Origin of the sequence: Bradyrhizobium cosmicum, from assembly GCF_032290525.1 — a bacterium.
GTDB lineage: Bacteria > Pseudomonadota > Alphaproteobacteria > Rhizobiales > Xanthobacteraceae > Bradyrhizobium > Bradyrhizobium cosmicum_A.
Genome location: NZ_JASXTA010000007.1, coordinates 283,369 through 299,751 on the forward strand (window position 1 = coordinate 283,369; position 16,383 = coordinate 299,751).

Consider the following 16,383-nt stretch of genomic DNA (forward strand, 5'->3'; position numbering starts at 1 on the left):
CCGCCCCGGGGACCATAACGGCCGGGGCGTGGGGGCAGTTCCGGGGGGGCGGGCGCTGAATGCCCTGCCGTCATTCCGGGGCGCGCCGTCAGGCGCGAGCCCGGAATTCATCGTGCCGCAGCGTTGGTCGATGAATGGATTCCGGGCTCGACGCTACGCGTCGCCCCGGAATGACAATGGAGAGAGCAGCGCCGGCCTAATCCGGCCGCACCATCTCGAACATGTTTTCCGGCTTGATCTCAAAATAATCGCCAAGGCGGCCGGCGCGGACGATCGGGCGGGCGGCGGCGGTCTGGTAGACGCCGTCCTTGATCATCGCCTTGTCGATGTGGACGGCGACGACTTCCCCCAGCGTCAGCCAGGCGTCGGCCTCCTTGCCATCGGCACCCTTGAGGCGGACGACGTCGGACACCTTGCATTCGAAGGCGACGGGACTCTCGGCCACCAGCGGCACGTTGACGAGCTTGCCGGGCGCGGCGGTGAGGCCCGCGATCTCGAACTCGTCGATTTCAGGCGCGACATGAGCGGCAGTCGCGTTCATGTGCCTGGCGAGGTCCATGGTGGCGAGATTCCAGACGAACTCGCCGGTCTGCTGGATGTTCGCGACCGTATCCTTCCAGTTGGTGGAGGAGAAGCCGATGATCGGCGGCACGTAGCAGAAGGCATTGAAGAAGCTGTAGGGCGCAAGGTTGACGTGGCCCTTGGTGTCGCGAGAGGAGATCCAGCCGATCGGCCGCGGCGCGATGATGGCGTTGAAGGGATCGTGCTTGAGGCCGTGGCCTTTGGAGGGCTCGTAGAAGTGAAGGTCTTTGTCGGTCACGCGGAGTCTCCAGCTTCCGTCATTCCGGGGCGGTCCGCAGGACCGAACCCGGAATCTCGGGATTCCGGGTTCGCGCTACGCGCGCCCCGGAATGACGGCAGGTGTGCTTATAGCTATAAAACCCCACGCCGCGTCAGTGGCGCGGGGACAGACCGGCGATGACGAAATCGATCATCTGGTCGATGGTCGGGCCCGGCTTGGTGGCGCACTGGGCGATCATCTGGGGGTGGAAGAAGCGCATCATCGCGGTGCAGGCGCACAGCGCGGCCAGTTGCAGGTCGGGGGCCTCGAAGTCGCCGGAGGCCACGCCTTGCGCAATCATCTGGCCGATCATTCCGGCGATGCACTCCATGTGGTTGACACAGACGTCCCAGTCCTCCTGCATGGCGATCTCGACCATCTCATGCAGCTTGTTGTCGCCGACATAGCGCTCGGTGTTCATCCGGTTGACGGTGGTGAGCAGCTCGCGGAAGCGCGCGAGCACCGGACCGGGCCTTGCCACGATCCGCTGCGCCTCGAGCTCGACCTCGCCCATCAAGCTCCGCGCCACCGCCTGGTGGATCGCCTTCTTCGATTCGAAGAAGCGATACACGTTGGCGGGGCTCATCCTGAGCTCCTTGGCGATGTCGCCGACCGTGGTCTTCTGGTAGCCGATCTGGCGGAACAGCCGCTCGGCCACCTCGAGAATACGATCCCGGGTGTCGCCTTCGATATGCTCCGCAACCAGTGTCATGTGTCAGGACTCGTCAGTCGGTACTTCATCTCACTTATTCAGCCGCTTCAGCAAGCGGAATTGCCGGATGGTCATCGCTCCCATGCTGCGGCGCGGTAGGTTGCTCGGCAGAACCCGCCTCATCCAGGCTCTTCCTGAACCACAGGGCGTACAGGCCCGGCAGGTACAGCAGCGTCAGGAAGGTCGCGACGAACAGGCCACCCATGATCGTGATCGCCATGGGGCCCCAGAACGCCGAGCGCGACAGCGGGATCATGGCGAGGATCGCGGCCAGCGCCGTCAGCACCACCGGACGGGCGCGGCGGACGGTCGCTTCCACGATTGCCTCTCGGCGGGTCAGGCCATGAGAAACATCGGTCTCGATCTGATCGACCAGGATGACCGTGTTGCGCATGATCATGCCGGCGAGCGCGATCAGGCCGAGCAGCGCCACGAAGCCGAACGGGGCATTGGCGACGTTAAGGCCCAAGGACGCACCGACGATGCCGAGCGGCGCGGTCAGGAACACCAGGATCAGGCGCGAGAAGCTCTGAAGCTGGAACATCAGCAGCGTCAGCATCACCATGACCATCAGCGGAAAGAGGATGAAGATCGAAGCGTTGCCCTTGGCGGATTCCTCGAACGCGCCACCCGCCTCGATGCGGTAGGCCGGCTCGAGGTTGTCCTTGATCGCCTTCAGCTTCGGCGCGATCTGGCCGGTGACATCGGGCGCCTGCACGCCGTCGACGACGTCCGAGCGCACGGTGATCGCCATGTCGCGGTTACGCCGCCACATGATCGGCTCCTCATGGGCATATTCGATCTTGGCGATCTGCTGCAGCGGCACGGCCACGCCGTTGCGCGACGTGATGGTGAGATCGCCGACTGCGCCGAGGTCGAGACGTTCGGACGGGACGGCGCGTGCGACCACGCCGACCTTCTCGATGCCGTCGCGGATGGTCGTGACCTGCGCACCGGAGATCAGCATCGACAGCGCCTGCGACACGTCCTGCGGGGTCAGGCCCATGGCGCGGGCGCGATCCTGGTCGACGACGAGCTTGAGGTAAGGCGACTGCTCGTTCCAGTCGAGCTGGACGTCCTTGACGCTCTTGTTCTGCCGCATGACGTCGCGGACCTGGTAGGCAATTTCGCGCACCTTGTTGGCGTCGGGGCCGATCACGCGGAACTGCACGGGGAAGCCGACCGGCGGACCGAAGTTGAAGCGATCGACGCGCACGCGCGCTTCGCTCAGCATGCCCTCGGCCGCCGCGTTCTCGATCTTGGCCTTGATGCGCTCGCGCGCCTCGACGCCCTTGGCGACGATGACGATTTCGGCAAAGGCCTCGTTCGGAAGCTGCGGATTGAGGCCGAGCCAGAAGCGCGGCGAGCCCTGGCCGACATAGGCGGTGTAGGTCTCGATGTCCTTGTCGTCCTTGAGCAGCGTCTCGGCCTTCTTGACCGTCTTTTCCGTGACGTTGAAGGCGGTGCCTTCAGGCAGGCGGAGCTGGAGGAACAGCTCGGGCCGCTCCGACAACGGGAAGAACTGCTGCTGGACCTGCCCGAAGCCGACGATCGAGGCGACGAAGACGCCGACGGTCGCGGCCACCACGGTGATGCGGTGATTGACGCACCATTGCACGATGGCGCGCAGCCCACGATACATGCGGGTCTCGTAGACCGCGTGCGGATCGTGATTGTGGTGCACCTTGATGTTGGGCAGCAGCATGACGCCGATATAGGGCGTGAAGATCACCGCCACGAACCACGAGGCGACCAGCGCGATCGCCACGATCCAGAAGATGCTGCCGGCATATTCGCCGACCGCGGAATTGGCAAAGCCGATGGGGAGGAAGCCAGCGGCCGTGACCAGCGTTCCCGTGAGCATCGGAAACGCAGTGGATTCCCAGGCAAAGGACGCAGCGCGGAAACGGTCCCAGCCCTGCTCCATCTTCACCACCATCATCTCGACCGCGATGATGGCGTCGTCGACGAGCAGGCCGAGCGCAATGATCAGCGCGCCGAGCGTGATGCGGTGCAGATCGAGCGACATCGTGTTCATGACGACGAAGACGATGCCGAGCACCAGCGGCACCGACAGCGCGACCACGATGCCGGTGCGCCAGCCGAGCGCCAGGAACGAGACGAACAGCACGATGACGAGCGCTTCCATGAAGGAGTGCACGAATTCGCCGACGGCGTGCTCGACCACCTTGGGCTGGTCGGCGATGAGCTTGACGTCGACGCCCTGCGGCACGGCCTTCATGAACTCGGCGGTGGCCTTCTCGACCTCCTTGCCGAGATCGAGGATGTTGGCGCCCTTGGCGGTGACGACACCGATGCCGATCGCGGCCTTGCCTTCCTGGCGCACGACGAAGCTCGGGGGATCGACATAGCCGTGGGTGACGGTGGCGATGTCGCCGAGGCGGAACACGCGGCCATTGCTCTCGACCGGCGTTTCGGCGACGGCCTTGGCGCCGTCGAGCGCACCGGTGACGCGCAGCGGCACGCGCTGCGAGGAGGTCTCGACCGTGCCGGCCGGGGTCACGTTGTTCTGCTTGGCGAGCGAATCGAACAGCGCCTGCGGCGTGATGCCGAGGGTGGCGAGCTTGGCATGGGAGAATTCGACGAAGATGCGCTCGTCCTGGTTGCCGTAGACGTCGACCTTGGTCACGCCCGGCACCTTCAGAAGGCGCTGGCGGAAGCCTTCGGAGACCTTCTTGAGCTGGGCATAATCGGCGCCGTCGCCGGTCATCATGTAGAGGATGGAATCGACGTCGGAGAACTCGTCATTGACGACGGGACCGAGAATCCCCGAGGGCAGCTGGCCCTGCACGTCGGCGAGCTTCTTGCGCAGCAGATAGAAGAGATAAGGCACGTCCTTCGGCGGCGTGGAGTCGCGGAAGGTGACCTGAAGCGCGGTGAAGCCGGGCTTGGAGTAGGTCTGCACCTTCTCGAAGTAAGGCAGCTCCTGGATCTTCTTCTCGATGGGATCGGCGACCTGCGCCTGCATCTCCTGCGCGGTCGCGCCCGGCCAGAGCACGGAGACGTTGACCACCTTCACCGTGAAGAACGGATCCTCGGCGCGGCCGAGCTTCTGATAGGAGAAGAAGCCGGCGACACCGAGTATGATCATCAGGAACAGGACCAGCGTCGGATGGCTGACGGCCCAGGCCGAAAGATTGAAGCGCTTCATCGCACTCTCCAAAGATGGTCCAATTGCAAAAAACACAGCCGCTCTGTTCAAACCGTCATCGCGAGGCAGCGAAGCAATCCAGGGGGCTGGGCAGGTTCTGGATCGCTTCGCCGCTTCAGCCCCAGCATTTGCGCTTGGGCCGAAACTCTCCTCGCAACGACGAACTCGTAAACTCTAGAAAGACAGTGACGAGACGATCCGCACCCGCTGGCTCGGATCGAGCTTCTGCACGCCAAGCGTCACGATCTTGGCGCCCTCTTCGACACCGCTCGTAATGACGACGTCGTTGCTCTCGTAGGACTTCACCACGACCGGCTTGAGCGCCACCCCGCCGTTGTCGTCGACCACATAGAAGGACGGCTTGCCGCCTTCATTGAACAGCGCCGACAGCGGCAGCCGCGCGACACGCTCGGTCGCGGCATCCGACAGCGTCAGCGTCGCCGTCATGCCGAGCGAGACCTTGTCGTCGGCCTCGGGCAGCGAGAACTTTGCGAGATAGGTGCGCGTCGCGGCATCCGCGGTGGGCGCGATCTCGCGCAGCTTGGCCGCATATTTCTTGCCCGGCTCCGACCAAAGAGTGACGCTGGCGGCGCCCGACTTGGCACGTCCGACCAGCGTCTCAGGGATCGCGACGACCGCTTCCTTTTCGGCAAAGCGGGCGACACGGATCGAGGTCTGGCCTGCGGCAACCACCTGGCCGGGCTCGATCAGCGTTGCGGTGACGACGCCACGGGCGTCGGCGTTGAGCGTCGCGTAGGAAAGGGAATTCTTGGTCAGCTCGACCGAGCGCTCGGCCCGGTTCAGGCGCGCACGCGCCTCGTCGGCGGCGGCGCGGCTCGAATCCAACTGCGCGTCGGTGGTCCAGCCTTTGGCCCTCAAATCCTTGGCGCGCTGCTCGGCGGCGGCGGCTTGCGCCAGCACACCGGTCGCGGCCGTCAGTTCGGCCACGGACTGCTCGGCCTGGAGCTTCAGATCGACTTCGTCGAGGGTCGCGAGCGGCTGGCCGATCTCGACGGTCTGGCCGACCTCGACCAGGCGCTTGGCGACCTTGCCGGCGACGCGAAAGCCGAGATCGCTCTCGATCCGGGGCCTGACGGTGCCGACGAAGCTGCGCTCGGGCGTCTCGGCGTCATAGTGCGCGGTCGCGACCAAAACCGGCCGCGGCGGCTCGGCTTTCTCAGCGACGGTATCATTGCACCCAGCCAACGCGGCGGCCATCAGCGCCAGCGATACACCCGCCAAGAGCCTGGAATAGCTGGACAAAACCGAACGGACGAACATCGGAGGACACTCCTGCATCTCGAATGAGAGGAATGTCGACTATTCACTGATGAAAGTCAACAATCGTCAGTCATCAGGAATCCGTGATCGTTAAGGGGCGGTAAGGATTGGGATGCCCCCGGAGCAAGATGGTACTTTTGTAGGGCGGGCAAAGCGAAGCGTGCCACCACGTCCTCGCGATCGAATAGAAATGGGTGGGCACGGCGCGCGACGAGCGCACCTTTGCCCACCATACGGAGCCAAGCAGTCGCGCGGGCTGCTTACCGCCCCTGTCCGGCGAACTCGTGCTTGCTGTCGTGGCCGCCGATGAAGACCAGGATGCCGGCGATCAGCGGCAGAATGGCAAGCACCAGAAGGCCGGTCGAGGTCTGGCCCGTGGCTTCCTTGACCCAACCGATCAGATAGGGACCGCCAAAGCCGGCGAGGTTGCCGATCGAGTTGATCAGGGCGATGGCGCCGGCCGCGGCGGTGCCGGAGAGCCAGGCTGTCGGCAGGGTCCAGAACACGCCGAAGCAGCAGAACACGCCGATCGCGGCCACCGTCAGCACCACCATCGTCATGGCGGGATCGGTGAGATAGCTGGAAACGCCGAGCGCGACCGCCGTGAGCAGCAGCGGCGCGCCGACATGCATCACGCGCTCGCGCGTGGCATCCGAATGGCGCGCCCACAGGATCATCGCGATGGTGCCGAACAGATACGGGATCGCGGTGACGAAGCCGGTCTGGGCGTTGGTGAGGCCGAACGCCTTGACGATCTGCGGCAGCCAGAACTGCATGCCATAGAGCGCGCCGACGAAGCCGAAATAGACCAGGCTCAGCATGATCACCTTCGGCGACGTCAGCGCTTGGCCGAGCGAGGGGTGCTTCACGGCCTGCTTGATCGCGATCTCAGAATCCAGCTTGGCCTTGAGCCAGGCCTTCTGCTCGGCCGAGAGCCAGTCCGCCCTCTCCGGCCTGTCGGTGAGATAGAACCAGGTGACGATGCCGAGCAGCACCGACGGGATGCCCTCGATAATGAACAGCCACTGCCAGCCCTTCAGGCCCATCGCGCCGTCGAGCCCCAGCAGCAGGCCCGAGACCGGCGCGCCGATCACGGTGGAGACCGGAACGGCGACGGCGAAGGCCGCGAGGAAGCGGGCGCGATATTCGGCCGGATACCAGTAAGTGAGATAGAGAATGATGCCGGGGAAGAAGCCGGCTTCGGCGACGCCGAGCAGGAAGCGCAGGACGTAGAAGCTCGTCACGCCGCTGACCACGGCCATCAGCGCCGAGATGATGCCCCAGGTCACCATGATGCGGGCGATCCAGCGGCTGGCGCCGAACTTCTCCAGCGCCAGATTGCTCGGCACCTCGAAGATGAAATAGCCGATGAAGAAGATGCCGGCGCCCCAGGAGAAGATCAGCGGCGTGAACTTCAGCTCGGCATTCATGGTCAGCGCGGCGAAGCCGAGATTGACGCGGTCGAGATAGGAGAAGAAGTAGGCCAGCACCAGGAACGGAATCAGGCGCCAGGAGATGGCGCGGATCGTCGATGTCTCGATTTCCGACTTGTTGGCGTTCTTGGCTGCGCCGGTGGAACCGGCGTAGGTCGTGGTCTGGCTCATGGCTTCCCCCAGGGTTGTTGCTTTTATGGGCTGGTTGCGGTTTTCAGCATCGCGAACAAAGAGTCAATGGAGCAAGCAATGCACGGAGCGCAGCCGGACAAACCTGTTGCGCTGCTACGGACATCGCTGATCCGCGCCAGCATGGCGCTGGTCGTGATCGCCTGCGGACTGTCGCTGCGCTGGTACGGATTTCCGCTCGGGCTTCCCGCCTTCGTCGTGAAGTACGGCGGCTCGCTGTTGTGGGCGACGATGCTGTTCCTGCTGCTCGGGATTTTGCTGCCACGGCTCACTGGGGCGCAGCTTGCAGCCGTCGCGATGGTGACCGCGATCGTGGTCGAGTTCTCCCGGCTGGTGCATACGCCCTGGCTCGATACATTCCGCCTAACGACCGCCGGCGCGCTGCTGCTCGGGCGTATCTTCTCGCTGTGGAATGTCGTCGCCTATGCAATCGGAATTGCGTTCGGCGTCTGGATCGATCGGCTCGTCGCGATCCGCAGTCTCATAGGGTGGGCAAAGGCGCCCTAGCGCCGTGCCCACCATTTCCTCCACGGATAATGATGGTGAGCACGCCTTCGCTCTTCGAGCTACGGCGGACAAGTCGCTTTGCCCACCCTACGAGGCCGACGCCGTGGCGAGCAGCCTCACTCCGCCAATTGAAACCGCTCGAACCGGTCGAGCTCTTCCTCGATCTTGCGCTTGAGCTCCCTGCGCCCCGCCGTCTTCTTCCCCTCCCCGACCCAGGTCCATTTCTGCATCAACAGCTTCCTGGCCTGCCGGTCGGTCTTGAGATCGAGCGCGGCGACGATCTCGTCGCCGACCAGCACCGGAAGCGCGAAATAGCCCAGCTTGCGCTTGGCTTTCGGCACATAGGCCTCGAACAGGTGATTGTAGCCGAAGAAGAGATTGGTGCGCTTGCGCTGGATGATCAGCGGATCGAACGGCGAGAGGATGTGGACGAGATCGGGCGAGACGCCCTCGCCGCCACTCTCGATCACCGACGGCTGCGCCCAATGCTCCTGCTTGCCGGCACCTTCGATCGCAACAGGGACGAGCTCGCCACGGCGAACGCGCGAGGCGATCAGGCCGGAGACGGCCTTCTTGCTCGGCGCATCGAGATGGCAGATCGAATCAAGGCTGACCACGCCCTGCGACCGCAGCGCGCGCTCGAGCAGATAGGCCGTGATCTCCTTCGCCGAGGCCGGCTTCGGCAGCTTGTCCCAGCCGAAATGCCGCGTCATCAGCTCGTAGGTCTTGAGCATGCCCTGGCGCGCGCTGACGGTCGCAACGCCGGTATAGAAGGCGAGCTGCAACGCCCGCTTCGAGGGCTTGCGGCTCTGCCACAGATGCTCCTTCTCGGTGAGCACGTCATCCTCGATGTCGCGGATCGTCAGCGGACCGGCGCGCAGCAGCCGCATCACCTTGCGCGTGTCGGCAGGCTTTACCGAGGCATACCATTTGTGGCCCTCGCGGCGATGCTCGCGCATCGCCGGCAGGAAGAAGCGGAAGTCGTTCGCTGGCACGTAGGACAGCGCATGGGTCCAGTATTCGAACACGCTTTTGTCGACGCTCTGGGCCTGGCGCAGATCGGCGCGGCGATAGGACGGGATGCGGCTGAACAGGATGTGATGGTGGCTGCGCTCTATGACGTTGATGGTGTCGATCTGCACATAGCCGAGGTGTGCAATCGCATCCGCCACCGCCTGCGGGCCTTCCCCAAACGGCGTGCGATGATCCAACCTCTGGGCATGCAGCCATATCTGCCGGGCCTGCGTCGTGGTGATCGGAAGCGGTTTGGGCGTGCGGGACATTGCAGGAGGCAATGTAGCGGGATTCGCGCTGAGGCAAATAAAGCAGTCAAAGAAAACCGCGCTGCCATCTGCTGACAGCGCGGTCGGTCACCGAACGGCTCCAAACTATTTCGCGCTCATCTTCTGCGCCTTCATGTAATGCTTGCAGGCGCCGCGCATATTGCCCTTGCTCATCTCGGTGTTGGCTGAAGCCATTTCCTTGGCCATGGCCTGTTTGGCCGGCGAATCCACGGTTCCCATCGCGGTCATCGACTTCCCGATTGCCTCGCCTGTACAGGGCTGCATCTTTGCCGCAGAAGCTGGCGAGGCCGCGAGCGCGGCGAGCAGAACGGTCGAAAGCAAAATTCTCATCGAATGTCTCCTCCGTAGGACAAATCCGGCGCCATGCCGGCCAACACGGGAGCCATTCTTCAGCGACAAGTTTTCAGGGAGAAGACATTTTCGTTGCTGCGCCGCAGCGCCAGCCCCCTATTAACGTGCGGCTTTTGGGCGCTCCCCGATGCTGCCCGTGGCAACGTCCGGCTCGCACGACGCCTTGCCGCGCCCCTCCGACTGGCAGCGATAGACATTGCCGGTGAGACGATCGACCAGCCACACGTTCTCCTCGGTCGGCCCTCCCAGGCCGACACAGCGGGAGGTCAGACCCGTGATCAATGTCGACAGCAGGATCGCCACCGCGATCATCGCCGCGCCGATATAGATCGGCATGGAGTTCAGAAAGACGGTCCGATCCGGCGGGCCACCGCGATAGGTCTCACGCTGATAATCACTTGGCCTCGGCACGGGATGGAACTGAGCTCCTGTCGCGGACAAATTGTCGAATGATTGAAGCCTGTTAGGGGGCATCTGGACGAATTCTTGTTCGCGCGCGGGCCGCGTGGCGACCCCTTTGCGGCGATCGGTGCACGCGGGTTTCCGGGAACCCTCAGAAGCTGGTTCGAAGCAAGCGATCTCGCGGCAAACCAGAATGACCTTGGCGTGGCGGCTTTGAGTGTGATCAAGATCACGTAAAAGCCTTTGAACCTGACCTAGGCTCGCGGCATCAAATCGCTATCAGGCGTAACACCGAGGATATGACAATGACCCGTTTTGATAAGTTTTTTGGATTGAAGGCGATCACTCTTGCGGCCGCGCTGTCGATGACGGCGGGCCTGGCTCTGGCCGGCGACAACGTCTCCTCGAGCCAGATTCTGGATGCTTTGAAGCCGAAGCCCGTGACCCGCGGCCTGTCCGCCGGTCCGCAGGCCGACCTCGCGCTGCAGGCCAAGGAAACCACCTTCCTGAACACCGTGCGCAACCGCTCGACCCGGTCGCTCTCGACGGGCGAGCGTGAGCAGATCGCCGAGTTGGCTGCGACCAAGCCGAAGATCGATCTGGAAATCCAGTTCGACTACAACTCGGCCGACATCGCCAAGACCTCGGTGGCCTCGGTGCAGGCGCTCGGCAAGGCGCTGTCGGACCCGTCGCTGAAAGGCTCGACCTTCGTGGTCGCGGGCCACACCGACGCCGTCGGCACGGAAGCGTACAATCAGGGGCTCTCCGAGCGGCGCGCCGACACCATCAAGAAGTACCTGGTTCAGAACTACGGCCTCACCAGCACAGATCTCGTCACCGTCGGCTACGGCGAGGCCAAGCTCAAGGATGCCGCGAACGGAGCCGATCCAGCCAACCGCCGCGTCCAGGTCGTCAACATGGACACCAAGACCGCGTCGAAGTGATCCTCAAGCCATCGTCCCACGAAACACGCCGCCTGCCATGATCGTGGCAGGCGGCGAATTCATATCCAGCTTTGGAACAGCATCAGCCGGCCGAACGTCTGCATCGATGTACCGATGAAAGCCGCCGAGACCGGCAGCATAACCGCGAAGCCGAGCGCGGCGACCCCGACATAGGCCCATAGCAGCCAGCACGGCAGCCCTTGCTTTCGCAGCACATAGACCAGCGCAAGCGACGTCACCATTGCGGCCGGCAGATAATAGTAGATGAAGCCCAGCGTGCGCGGCAGCAGCGCCCAGGCGAGCCAGCAGCCGAAATAGAACGCCGCGATCAGGAACGCATCCCAGCGGCGCGCGACGATGAAATCGCGCAGCACGGCCGCGAGCGCGGGCAACGCCGGCCACAGCACCAGCGGATTGCCGAGCAAGACGATGGCGGAGACATTGTCTTCTGCCGTCTTGTCGAACAAGAACCACACCGGGCGCGCGAGCAGCGGCCAGGAGGGCCAGGCGCTCATATAGGTGTGGCCGGCGATCGCGGTCGTGGTGTTGTCGGCAAAGATCCGGCGCTGCGCCTCGATCAGGTCGGGCAGCGACAATCCATAGAGCGGGACGAAGGCGGCAAGATATGTCAGCGCCGGCAGCACCGCGAAACACAGCGCAGCGTGAAGCAGCCTGAAACCGGACCAGAGATCCGGCCGGTACCAGTCGTCGGGCTTCGCATCGGCAAACAATGTGCGCCAGCCCTGCATCAGGCGGACGATCGCAACGATGGCGATGCAGATGCCGAGCGGAAACAGTCCGCTCCATTTGCAGGCCGCCGCGAGACCGAACAGGCTGCCCGCGAGTGCGAACAGCGCATGCGGACGATCCCTTCGAAAGCCGTGCATGAAGACCGCGATCGCGAGCAGACCGAGGCCGAGCGCAAAGATGTCGAGCATCGCGATGCGCGCCTGCACGTAGAGCATCTGGTTGAAGGCCGCGATCAGCGCGGCGGCGATCGCGGGCCCCTGCGCGGCGAACAGCGCAAGTCCGCACAGATAGATCGCGACGATTGCGAGCGCGCCGAACAATGTCGCCGGATAGCGCCAGCCGAACGCGTCGTCGCCGAACGCCGCGATCGACGCCGCGATCAGCTCCTTGGCCAGCGGCGGATGCATCGGATTGAGCATCGGCTGCGACATCGCGGGTGCCAGCATCTGCCGCGCCGCGGGCACGTAGTGCACCTCGTCGAAGACGAACTTCTCCGGCGCCGACAGTCCAATCAGCAGCGCAAGATGCGCGATCAGGAAAATTGCGACAGCGATCGCGGCGCTCTGCGACATCTTCGGAACCGCAGGCAATTCGATCGGCATCTGTGGGGATGTCTTGCGTGGCAAATCTGCGTCACCGCGGAGAAAAACAAGGATCGCGCTTTTCATTGAACGCATTCTGCCGCAACTGTCACTAAGCATAACGCACGTCCGGCGCTGCTTGTGATAATTCCGCCACATCAGAAGCACGCGCGATCCGGTACGATCAGGGACACATCGATCGGTTGCGAAATGAATTTGCGTTTCTGGCTTTTCCCCGCACTGCTGTCGGCCGCATCGTGCGCGGCGCCCTGCGCCCAGGCGCAGACGCGCGTCGGTGAGGCCGTATTGATCCAGAACGAAGTGGTTCGCGTGGCCGCGACCACGACACCCATCAATGTCGGCGACAGCATGCTGCGCGACGAGACCGTGCGCACCGGCGCCGAGAGCGCCGCGCGATTCGTCATGGCCGACAGCACCAACCTCTCGCTCGGGCCGAGCGCGACACTGAAGCTCGATCGCACGGTCTTCAAGGACGAGCACAGCTATCGTGACGTCGCGATCCGCATGACCACCGGCGCATTCCGTTTCGTCACTGGACGTTCGGAGAAGACCGCCTACAAGATCACGACCCCGCTGGCGACCATCGGCGTGCGCGGCACCACGCTCGACATCCTCTCGCAGCGCGGCCGTTCCGTGGTCGTGCTTCAGGACGGTGCAGCCAGCGTCTGCGCGACGAACTCGCAGTGCGTGCAGCTCACCCAGCCCGGCGACACCGCGATCATCATTTCGGCCGGCGGCAAGATCAGCATCACCAAAACCAATACGCCGCCCTGGACCTTTGCCGCCAACTGCGCCGCGAGCGCCGGGCTGTGCTCGGTCAACCAGTATGCGGCCGCTTCGCCGACCATCACGCCCGCCGTCCAGGACGACGGTATGCTGTGCGGGCGGTGATGATGGCAAAGTTTGACGCCAGGCGCCTCGTCCTCGCCGCTGCACTGACCGCAACCGCGGCGTTCGCGCTTGTCGCCTTCGATGTGCGACCGGCGGCAGCCCAGTCGGCGGTGTGCGAATCCGAGTGCGGTGAGCCGACCCCCGGCCCGACCTATTCGCCATCTCCGACACCCACACCGACACCGTCCCCTTCGCCGAGCCCCTATCCGTCGCCCTCGCCGAGCCCGTATCCACCGTCGGGCCCGACCGGCGCCGATTCCAGCGGCAATTCGATCGGCGGTCTCGCGGGCCAGCGCTTCAACCAGATGATCACCAACCGGGTGCTCGGCACGGTGCTGCTCGGCGTCAACGAGCAGGTCAATTGCAGCGACTGCATCAGCGCGTTCGGCTCGGCCGGCTCGTTCTCGGCCGGCATCCACGGCCGCAAGGAACTCACCAACAATCTGTCGCTGCTCGCCGGCATCGCCTACACGCAATACAACGAGGGCGGCTACCACATCACCAGCGCGCCGATCGGCGCCTTCGCGTTGCGCTATGACTTCACCGACTGGGGCTCGTCGCGCCCGTTCTTCGACGTCGGCACCATCCTGACACCGTGGGAAAAGGCGCGCTACACCCGCAGCTACAACACCAGCCTCGGACCGGTGAGCGTCACGGGCTCGACCAACGCCTCGAACTACGCCGTGTATGGCCGCGCCGGCTGGATGAGCCGCCTGTCACCGCGCGACGAGGTCGCGGCCTCGATCGAGGTCTGGCAGCTCTGGCAGCGCGTCTCCGGCTATTCGGACAGTGCGGTCGCGTTCAATCCGTTCGACGCCACCATTGCGACCGGCACCGACCGCACCAGCCTGGTCAAGATCGGCGGCCAGTGGACGCACCTCTTCGGCAGCAACATCGAGACCAACATCAATGGAGGCTGGGTGCAGTCCTTCGCCAGCCATAGCGGTATCGTCGCCACCGTGACCGGCGACGGCGTGGTGGTGCCGACCATGGGCAACCAGGGCTGGTTCGAATATGGCGGGCGCCTCGGTTTCCGCGTGCAGAAGGGCTGGGTCGTGGACCTGTTCGCCAACGGCACGCTCGGCCCGCAGCCGGTCGGCAACACCATCCACGGCGGCGTCGGGCTGCGGATGAATTATTAGCACGCGCCTTCGCTTCAAATTCCAATGTCATGCCCCGGCTCGACCGGGGCATCCAGTACGCCGCGGCCTATCGATTGACCAACGACCGTTTCGGCGTACTGGATCGCCCGGTCAAGCCGGGCGATGACAGTGAGCATGAGGCGAGAGTACGACCTCACGCCGCCGACTTGCCCTCGAACGCGCGGCGCAAGGTTTCCACATCCAGCTTCACCATCTTCATCATGGCCTGCATCGCGCGCGCGGCCGCGGCCTTGTCGGGGCTCGACAGGAATTCGAACATCACCTTCGGCACCACCTGCCAGGCCACGCCCCAGCGATCCCTGAGCCAGCCGCACTGCTCCACCTTGCCGCCATGAGCCAGGAATGCATTCCAGACGCTGTCGACCTGGGCCTGGTCGTCGCAATGAATCATCAGCGAGATGGCGTGGGTGTATTCCATCTTCATGCCGCCGTTGAGCGCGACGAGCGGCTGGCCGGCCACCGTGAACTCGACCACGAGCACGGAGCCCTCCTTGCCGGACGGGCCGTCCGAAACGTTGCGCTGGACGTGCGTGATCTCCGAATTCGGCACGAGCGAGACATAGAACTTCGCGGCTTCCTCGGCATCGCCGTTGAACCACATGCAGGGCACGAGCTTGGACATCGTGGATGCTCCTCTTCAGATCTGGTATTCGGGGCTTCGATCAGGCGTTCGCCATGTGGGGCTGGGCGGCGAAGGCCGCCATGTCCATCCAGTTCACACCCCACATATGGCCATCGGGATCCTCGAAGCTGCGGCCGTACATGAAGCTGTATTCGTCCTTGGGGCTGGGATCGGCCACCCCGCCCGCAGCCTCCGCCTTGCCGACGATGTCGTCGACGTCGTTGCGGCTGTCGGCCGACAGGCAAAGCAGGACCTGGTTCGAGGTCCTGGCATCCGCGATCGGCTTCGGCGTGAACTGGCGGAATTTGTCGTGGGTCAGGAGCATCGCGAAAATGGTCTCGGAGAAGACCATGCAGCTTGCCGTGTCGTCGCAGAATTGCGGGTTCCTGACCGCGCCGACCGCCTCATAAAAGGCGGTGGCCCGCTTGAGGTCTGTCACCGGCAGGTTGACGAAAATCATTTTGGGCATCGGAAGCTCCTTGGGCGGGGTTCTGCCCAAGGACGGATGGCCCGACAGCCATCCGACACCGCTTCCGGATATTTTTTTGACCTGTAGGGTCCGTGGTACCCAACCTGGTACCGTCTACGGCCTTACTTCTTCTCGTTGGGATCCCGGTGAATGGGATCGACCCACAGCACGGTCTCGGGCTTCTCGACCGGCTCGATGTCGAGGTTGACCGCGACCGCCTCGCCGTCGCTGCGCACCAGCACGCATTCCAGCACTTCGTCCGGGCTGGCGTTGATCTCCTGATGCGGCACGTAAGGCGGCACAAAAATGAAATCGCCGGGGCCGGCCTCCGCGGTGAATTGCAGGCTCTCGCCCCAGCGCATCCGCGCCTTGCCCTTCACCACGTAGATGACGCTTTCGAGATGGCCGTGGTGATGCGCGCCGGTCTTGGCATCCGGCCTGATGCTGACGGTGCCCGCCCACAATTTCTGCGCGCCGACGCGGGCGAAATTGATCGCGGCCGCGCGGTCCATGCCGGCCGTCGACGGCACGTTGGTATCGAGCTGGTTGCCGGGAATGACGCGCACGCCGTCATGTTTCCAGCGATCGTCGTGATCGTGGTCATGGTGGGAATGCGAATGGTCATGGCCGGTCATGGGACTTGCTTTCTGTTGGTTCCGTGCGCGGCAAGCTAACCAAAGCAGGCCCATCTAGCCATACCCAAAATCGGAACTCTCGTAACCGCCAGGTGTTGTCCTCGCAAGTAAACCG

General features: G+C 64.0%; 16 protein-coding genes. 4 read left to right on the top strand and 12 right to left on the bottom strand.

All coding sequences use genetic code 11. The annotated features are described in order from the left end of the window. Positions 1-196: 196 nt before the first annotated feature. The 5 genes from QSV46_RS15850 to QSV46_RS15870 all read right to left on the bottom strand — a co-directional run bounded on the left by QSV46_RS15850 (position 197) and on the right by QSV46_RS15870 (position 7,610). Positions 197-820: a flavin reductase family protein gene (locus QSV46_RS15850; RefSeq protein WP_314952756.1), complete on the bottom strand. Its 624-nt coding sequence runs from the start codon at positions 818-820 to the stop codon at positions 197-199. A gap of 133 nt (positions 821-953) precedes the next feature. Next, positions 954-1,553, bottom strand: coding sequence for a TetR/AcrR family transcriptional regulator (locus QSV46_RS15855; RefSeq protein WP_314952758.1), 600 nt, complete (start codon positions 1,551-1,553; stop codon positions 954-956). A 34-nt stretch (positions 1,554-1,587) separates the two neighbouring features. Next, positions 1,588-4,725, bottom strand: coding sequence for an efflux RND transporter permease subunit (locus tag QSV46_RS15860; protein ID WP_314952760.1), 3,138 nt, complete (start codon positions 4,723-4,725; stop codon positions 1,588-1,590). Positions 4,726-4,899: 174 nt separating this feature from the next. Continuing rightward, positions 4,900-6,006, bottom strand: a complete 1,107-nt coding sequence (locus tag QSV46_RS15865; RefSeq protein WP_314952762.1) for an efflux RND transporter periplasmic adaptor subunit — start codon at positions 6,004-6,006, stop codon at positions 4,900-4,902. Between the two features lie 260 nt (positions 6,007-6,266). Continuing rightward, positions 6,267-7,610, bottom strand: coding sequence for an MFS transporter (locus tag QSV46_RS15870; RefSeq protein WP_314952763.1), 1,344 nt, complete (start codon positions 7,608-7,610; stop codon positions 6,267-6,269). Between the two features lie 78 nt (positions 7,611-7,688). Between QSV46_RS15870 and QSV46_RS15875 the strand changes: the two genes are divergently transcribed. Continuing rightward, positions 7,689-8,135, top strand: coding sequence for a DUF2809 domain-containing protein (locus QSV46_RS15875; protein ID WP_314952765.1), 447 nt, complete (start codon positions 7,689-7,691; stop codon positions 8,133-8,135). A gap of 116 nt (positions 8,136-8,251) precedes the next feature. Here the strand turns inward: QSV46_RS15875 and QSV46_RS15880 are convergent, their stop codons facing one another. The 3 genes from QSV46_RS15880 to QSV46_RS15890 form a co-directional block, all read right to left on the bottom strand. Further along, positions 8,252-9,418 carry a winged helix-turn-helix domain-containing protein gene (locus QSV46_RS15880; protein ID WP_314952767.1) on the bottom strand — a complete coding sequence of 389 codons (1,167 nt, stop codon included), beginning with the start codon at positions 9,416-9,418 and terminating at the stop codon, positions 8,252-8,254. Between the two features lie 105 nt (positions 9,419-9,523). Then, positions 9,524-9,769, bottom strand: a complete 246-nt coding sequence (locus QSV46_RS15885; protein WP_314952768.1) for a hypothetical protein — start codon at positions 9,767-9,769, stop codon at positions 9,524-9,526. Between the two features lie 120 nt (positions 9,770-9,889). Beyond that, complete coding sequence (locus tag QSV46_RS15890; RefSeq protein ID WP_314952769.1) at positions 9,890-10,126, bottom strand: hypothetical protein; 237 nt, start codon at positions 10,124-10,126, stop codon at positions 9,890-9,892. A 371-nt stretch (positions 10,127-10,497) separates the two neighbouring features. Here QSV46_RS15890 and QSV46_RS15895 point away from each other — a divergent pair, with 371 nt between their 5' ends. Continuing rightward, positions 10,498-11,136: an OmpA family protein gene (locus QSV46_RS15895; protein ID WP_314952771.1), complete on the top strand. Its 639-nt coding sequence runs from the start codon at positions 10,498-10,500 to the stop codon at positions 11,134-11,136. Between the two features lie 59 nt (positions 11,137-11,195). On the opposite strand, the gene QSV46_RS15900 is transcribed toward QSV46_RS15895, so the two are convergent. After that, positions 11,196-12,626 carry a phospholipid carrier-dependent glycosyltransferase gene (locus tag QSV46_RS15900; RefSeq protein WP_314952773.1) on the bottom strand — a complete coding sequence of 477 codons (1,431 nt, stop codon included), beginning with the start codon at positions 12,624-12,626 and terminating at the stop codon, positions 11,196-11,198. 51 nt (positions 12,627-12,677) lie between these two features. Between QSV46_RS15900 and QSV46_RS15905 the strand changes: the two genes are divergently transcribed. Further along, entirely contained in the window at positions 12,678-13,379 is a 702-nt protein-coding gene (locus tag QSV46_RS15905; protein WP_314952774.1) for a FecR domain-containing protein, read from the top strand. 2 nt (positions 13,380-13,381) lie between these two features. Then, on the top strand, positions 13,382-14,521 hold the full coding sequence (locus tag QSV46_RS15910; protein ID WP_314952776.1) for a hypothetical protein: 1,140 nt from the start codon (positions 13,382-13,384) through the stop codon (positions 14,519-14,521). A gap of 154 nt (positions 14,522-14,675) precedes the next feature. Here the strand turns inward: QSV46_RS15910 and QSV46_RS15915 are convergent, their stop codons facing one another. The 3 genes from QSV46_RS15915 to QSV46_RS15925 form a co-directional block, all read right to left on the bottom strand. Further along, on the bottom strand, positions 14,676-15,164 hold the full coding sequence (locus QSV46_RS15915; RefSeq protein WP_314952778.1) for a VOC family protein: 489 nt from the start codon (positions 15,162-15,164) through the stop codon (positions 14,676-14,678). Between the two features lie 40 nt (positions 15,165-15,204). After that, entirely contained in the window at positions 15,205-15,633 is a 429-nt protein-coding gene (locus QSV46_RS15920; protein ID WP_314952780.1) for a VOC family protein, read from the bottom strand. A gap of 122 nt (positions 15,634-15,755) precedes the next feature. Then, positions 15,756-16,268 (bottom strand): cupin domain-containing protein, encoded by a 513-nt coding sequence (locus QSV46_RS15925; protein ID WP_314952781.1) that lies wholly within the window; start codon positions 16,266-16,268, stop codon positions 15,756-15,758. Positions 16,269-16,383 lie beyond the last annotated feature (115 nt).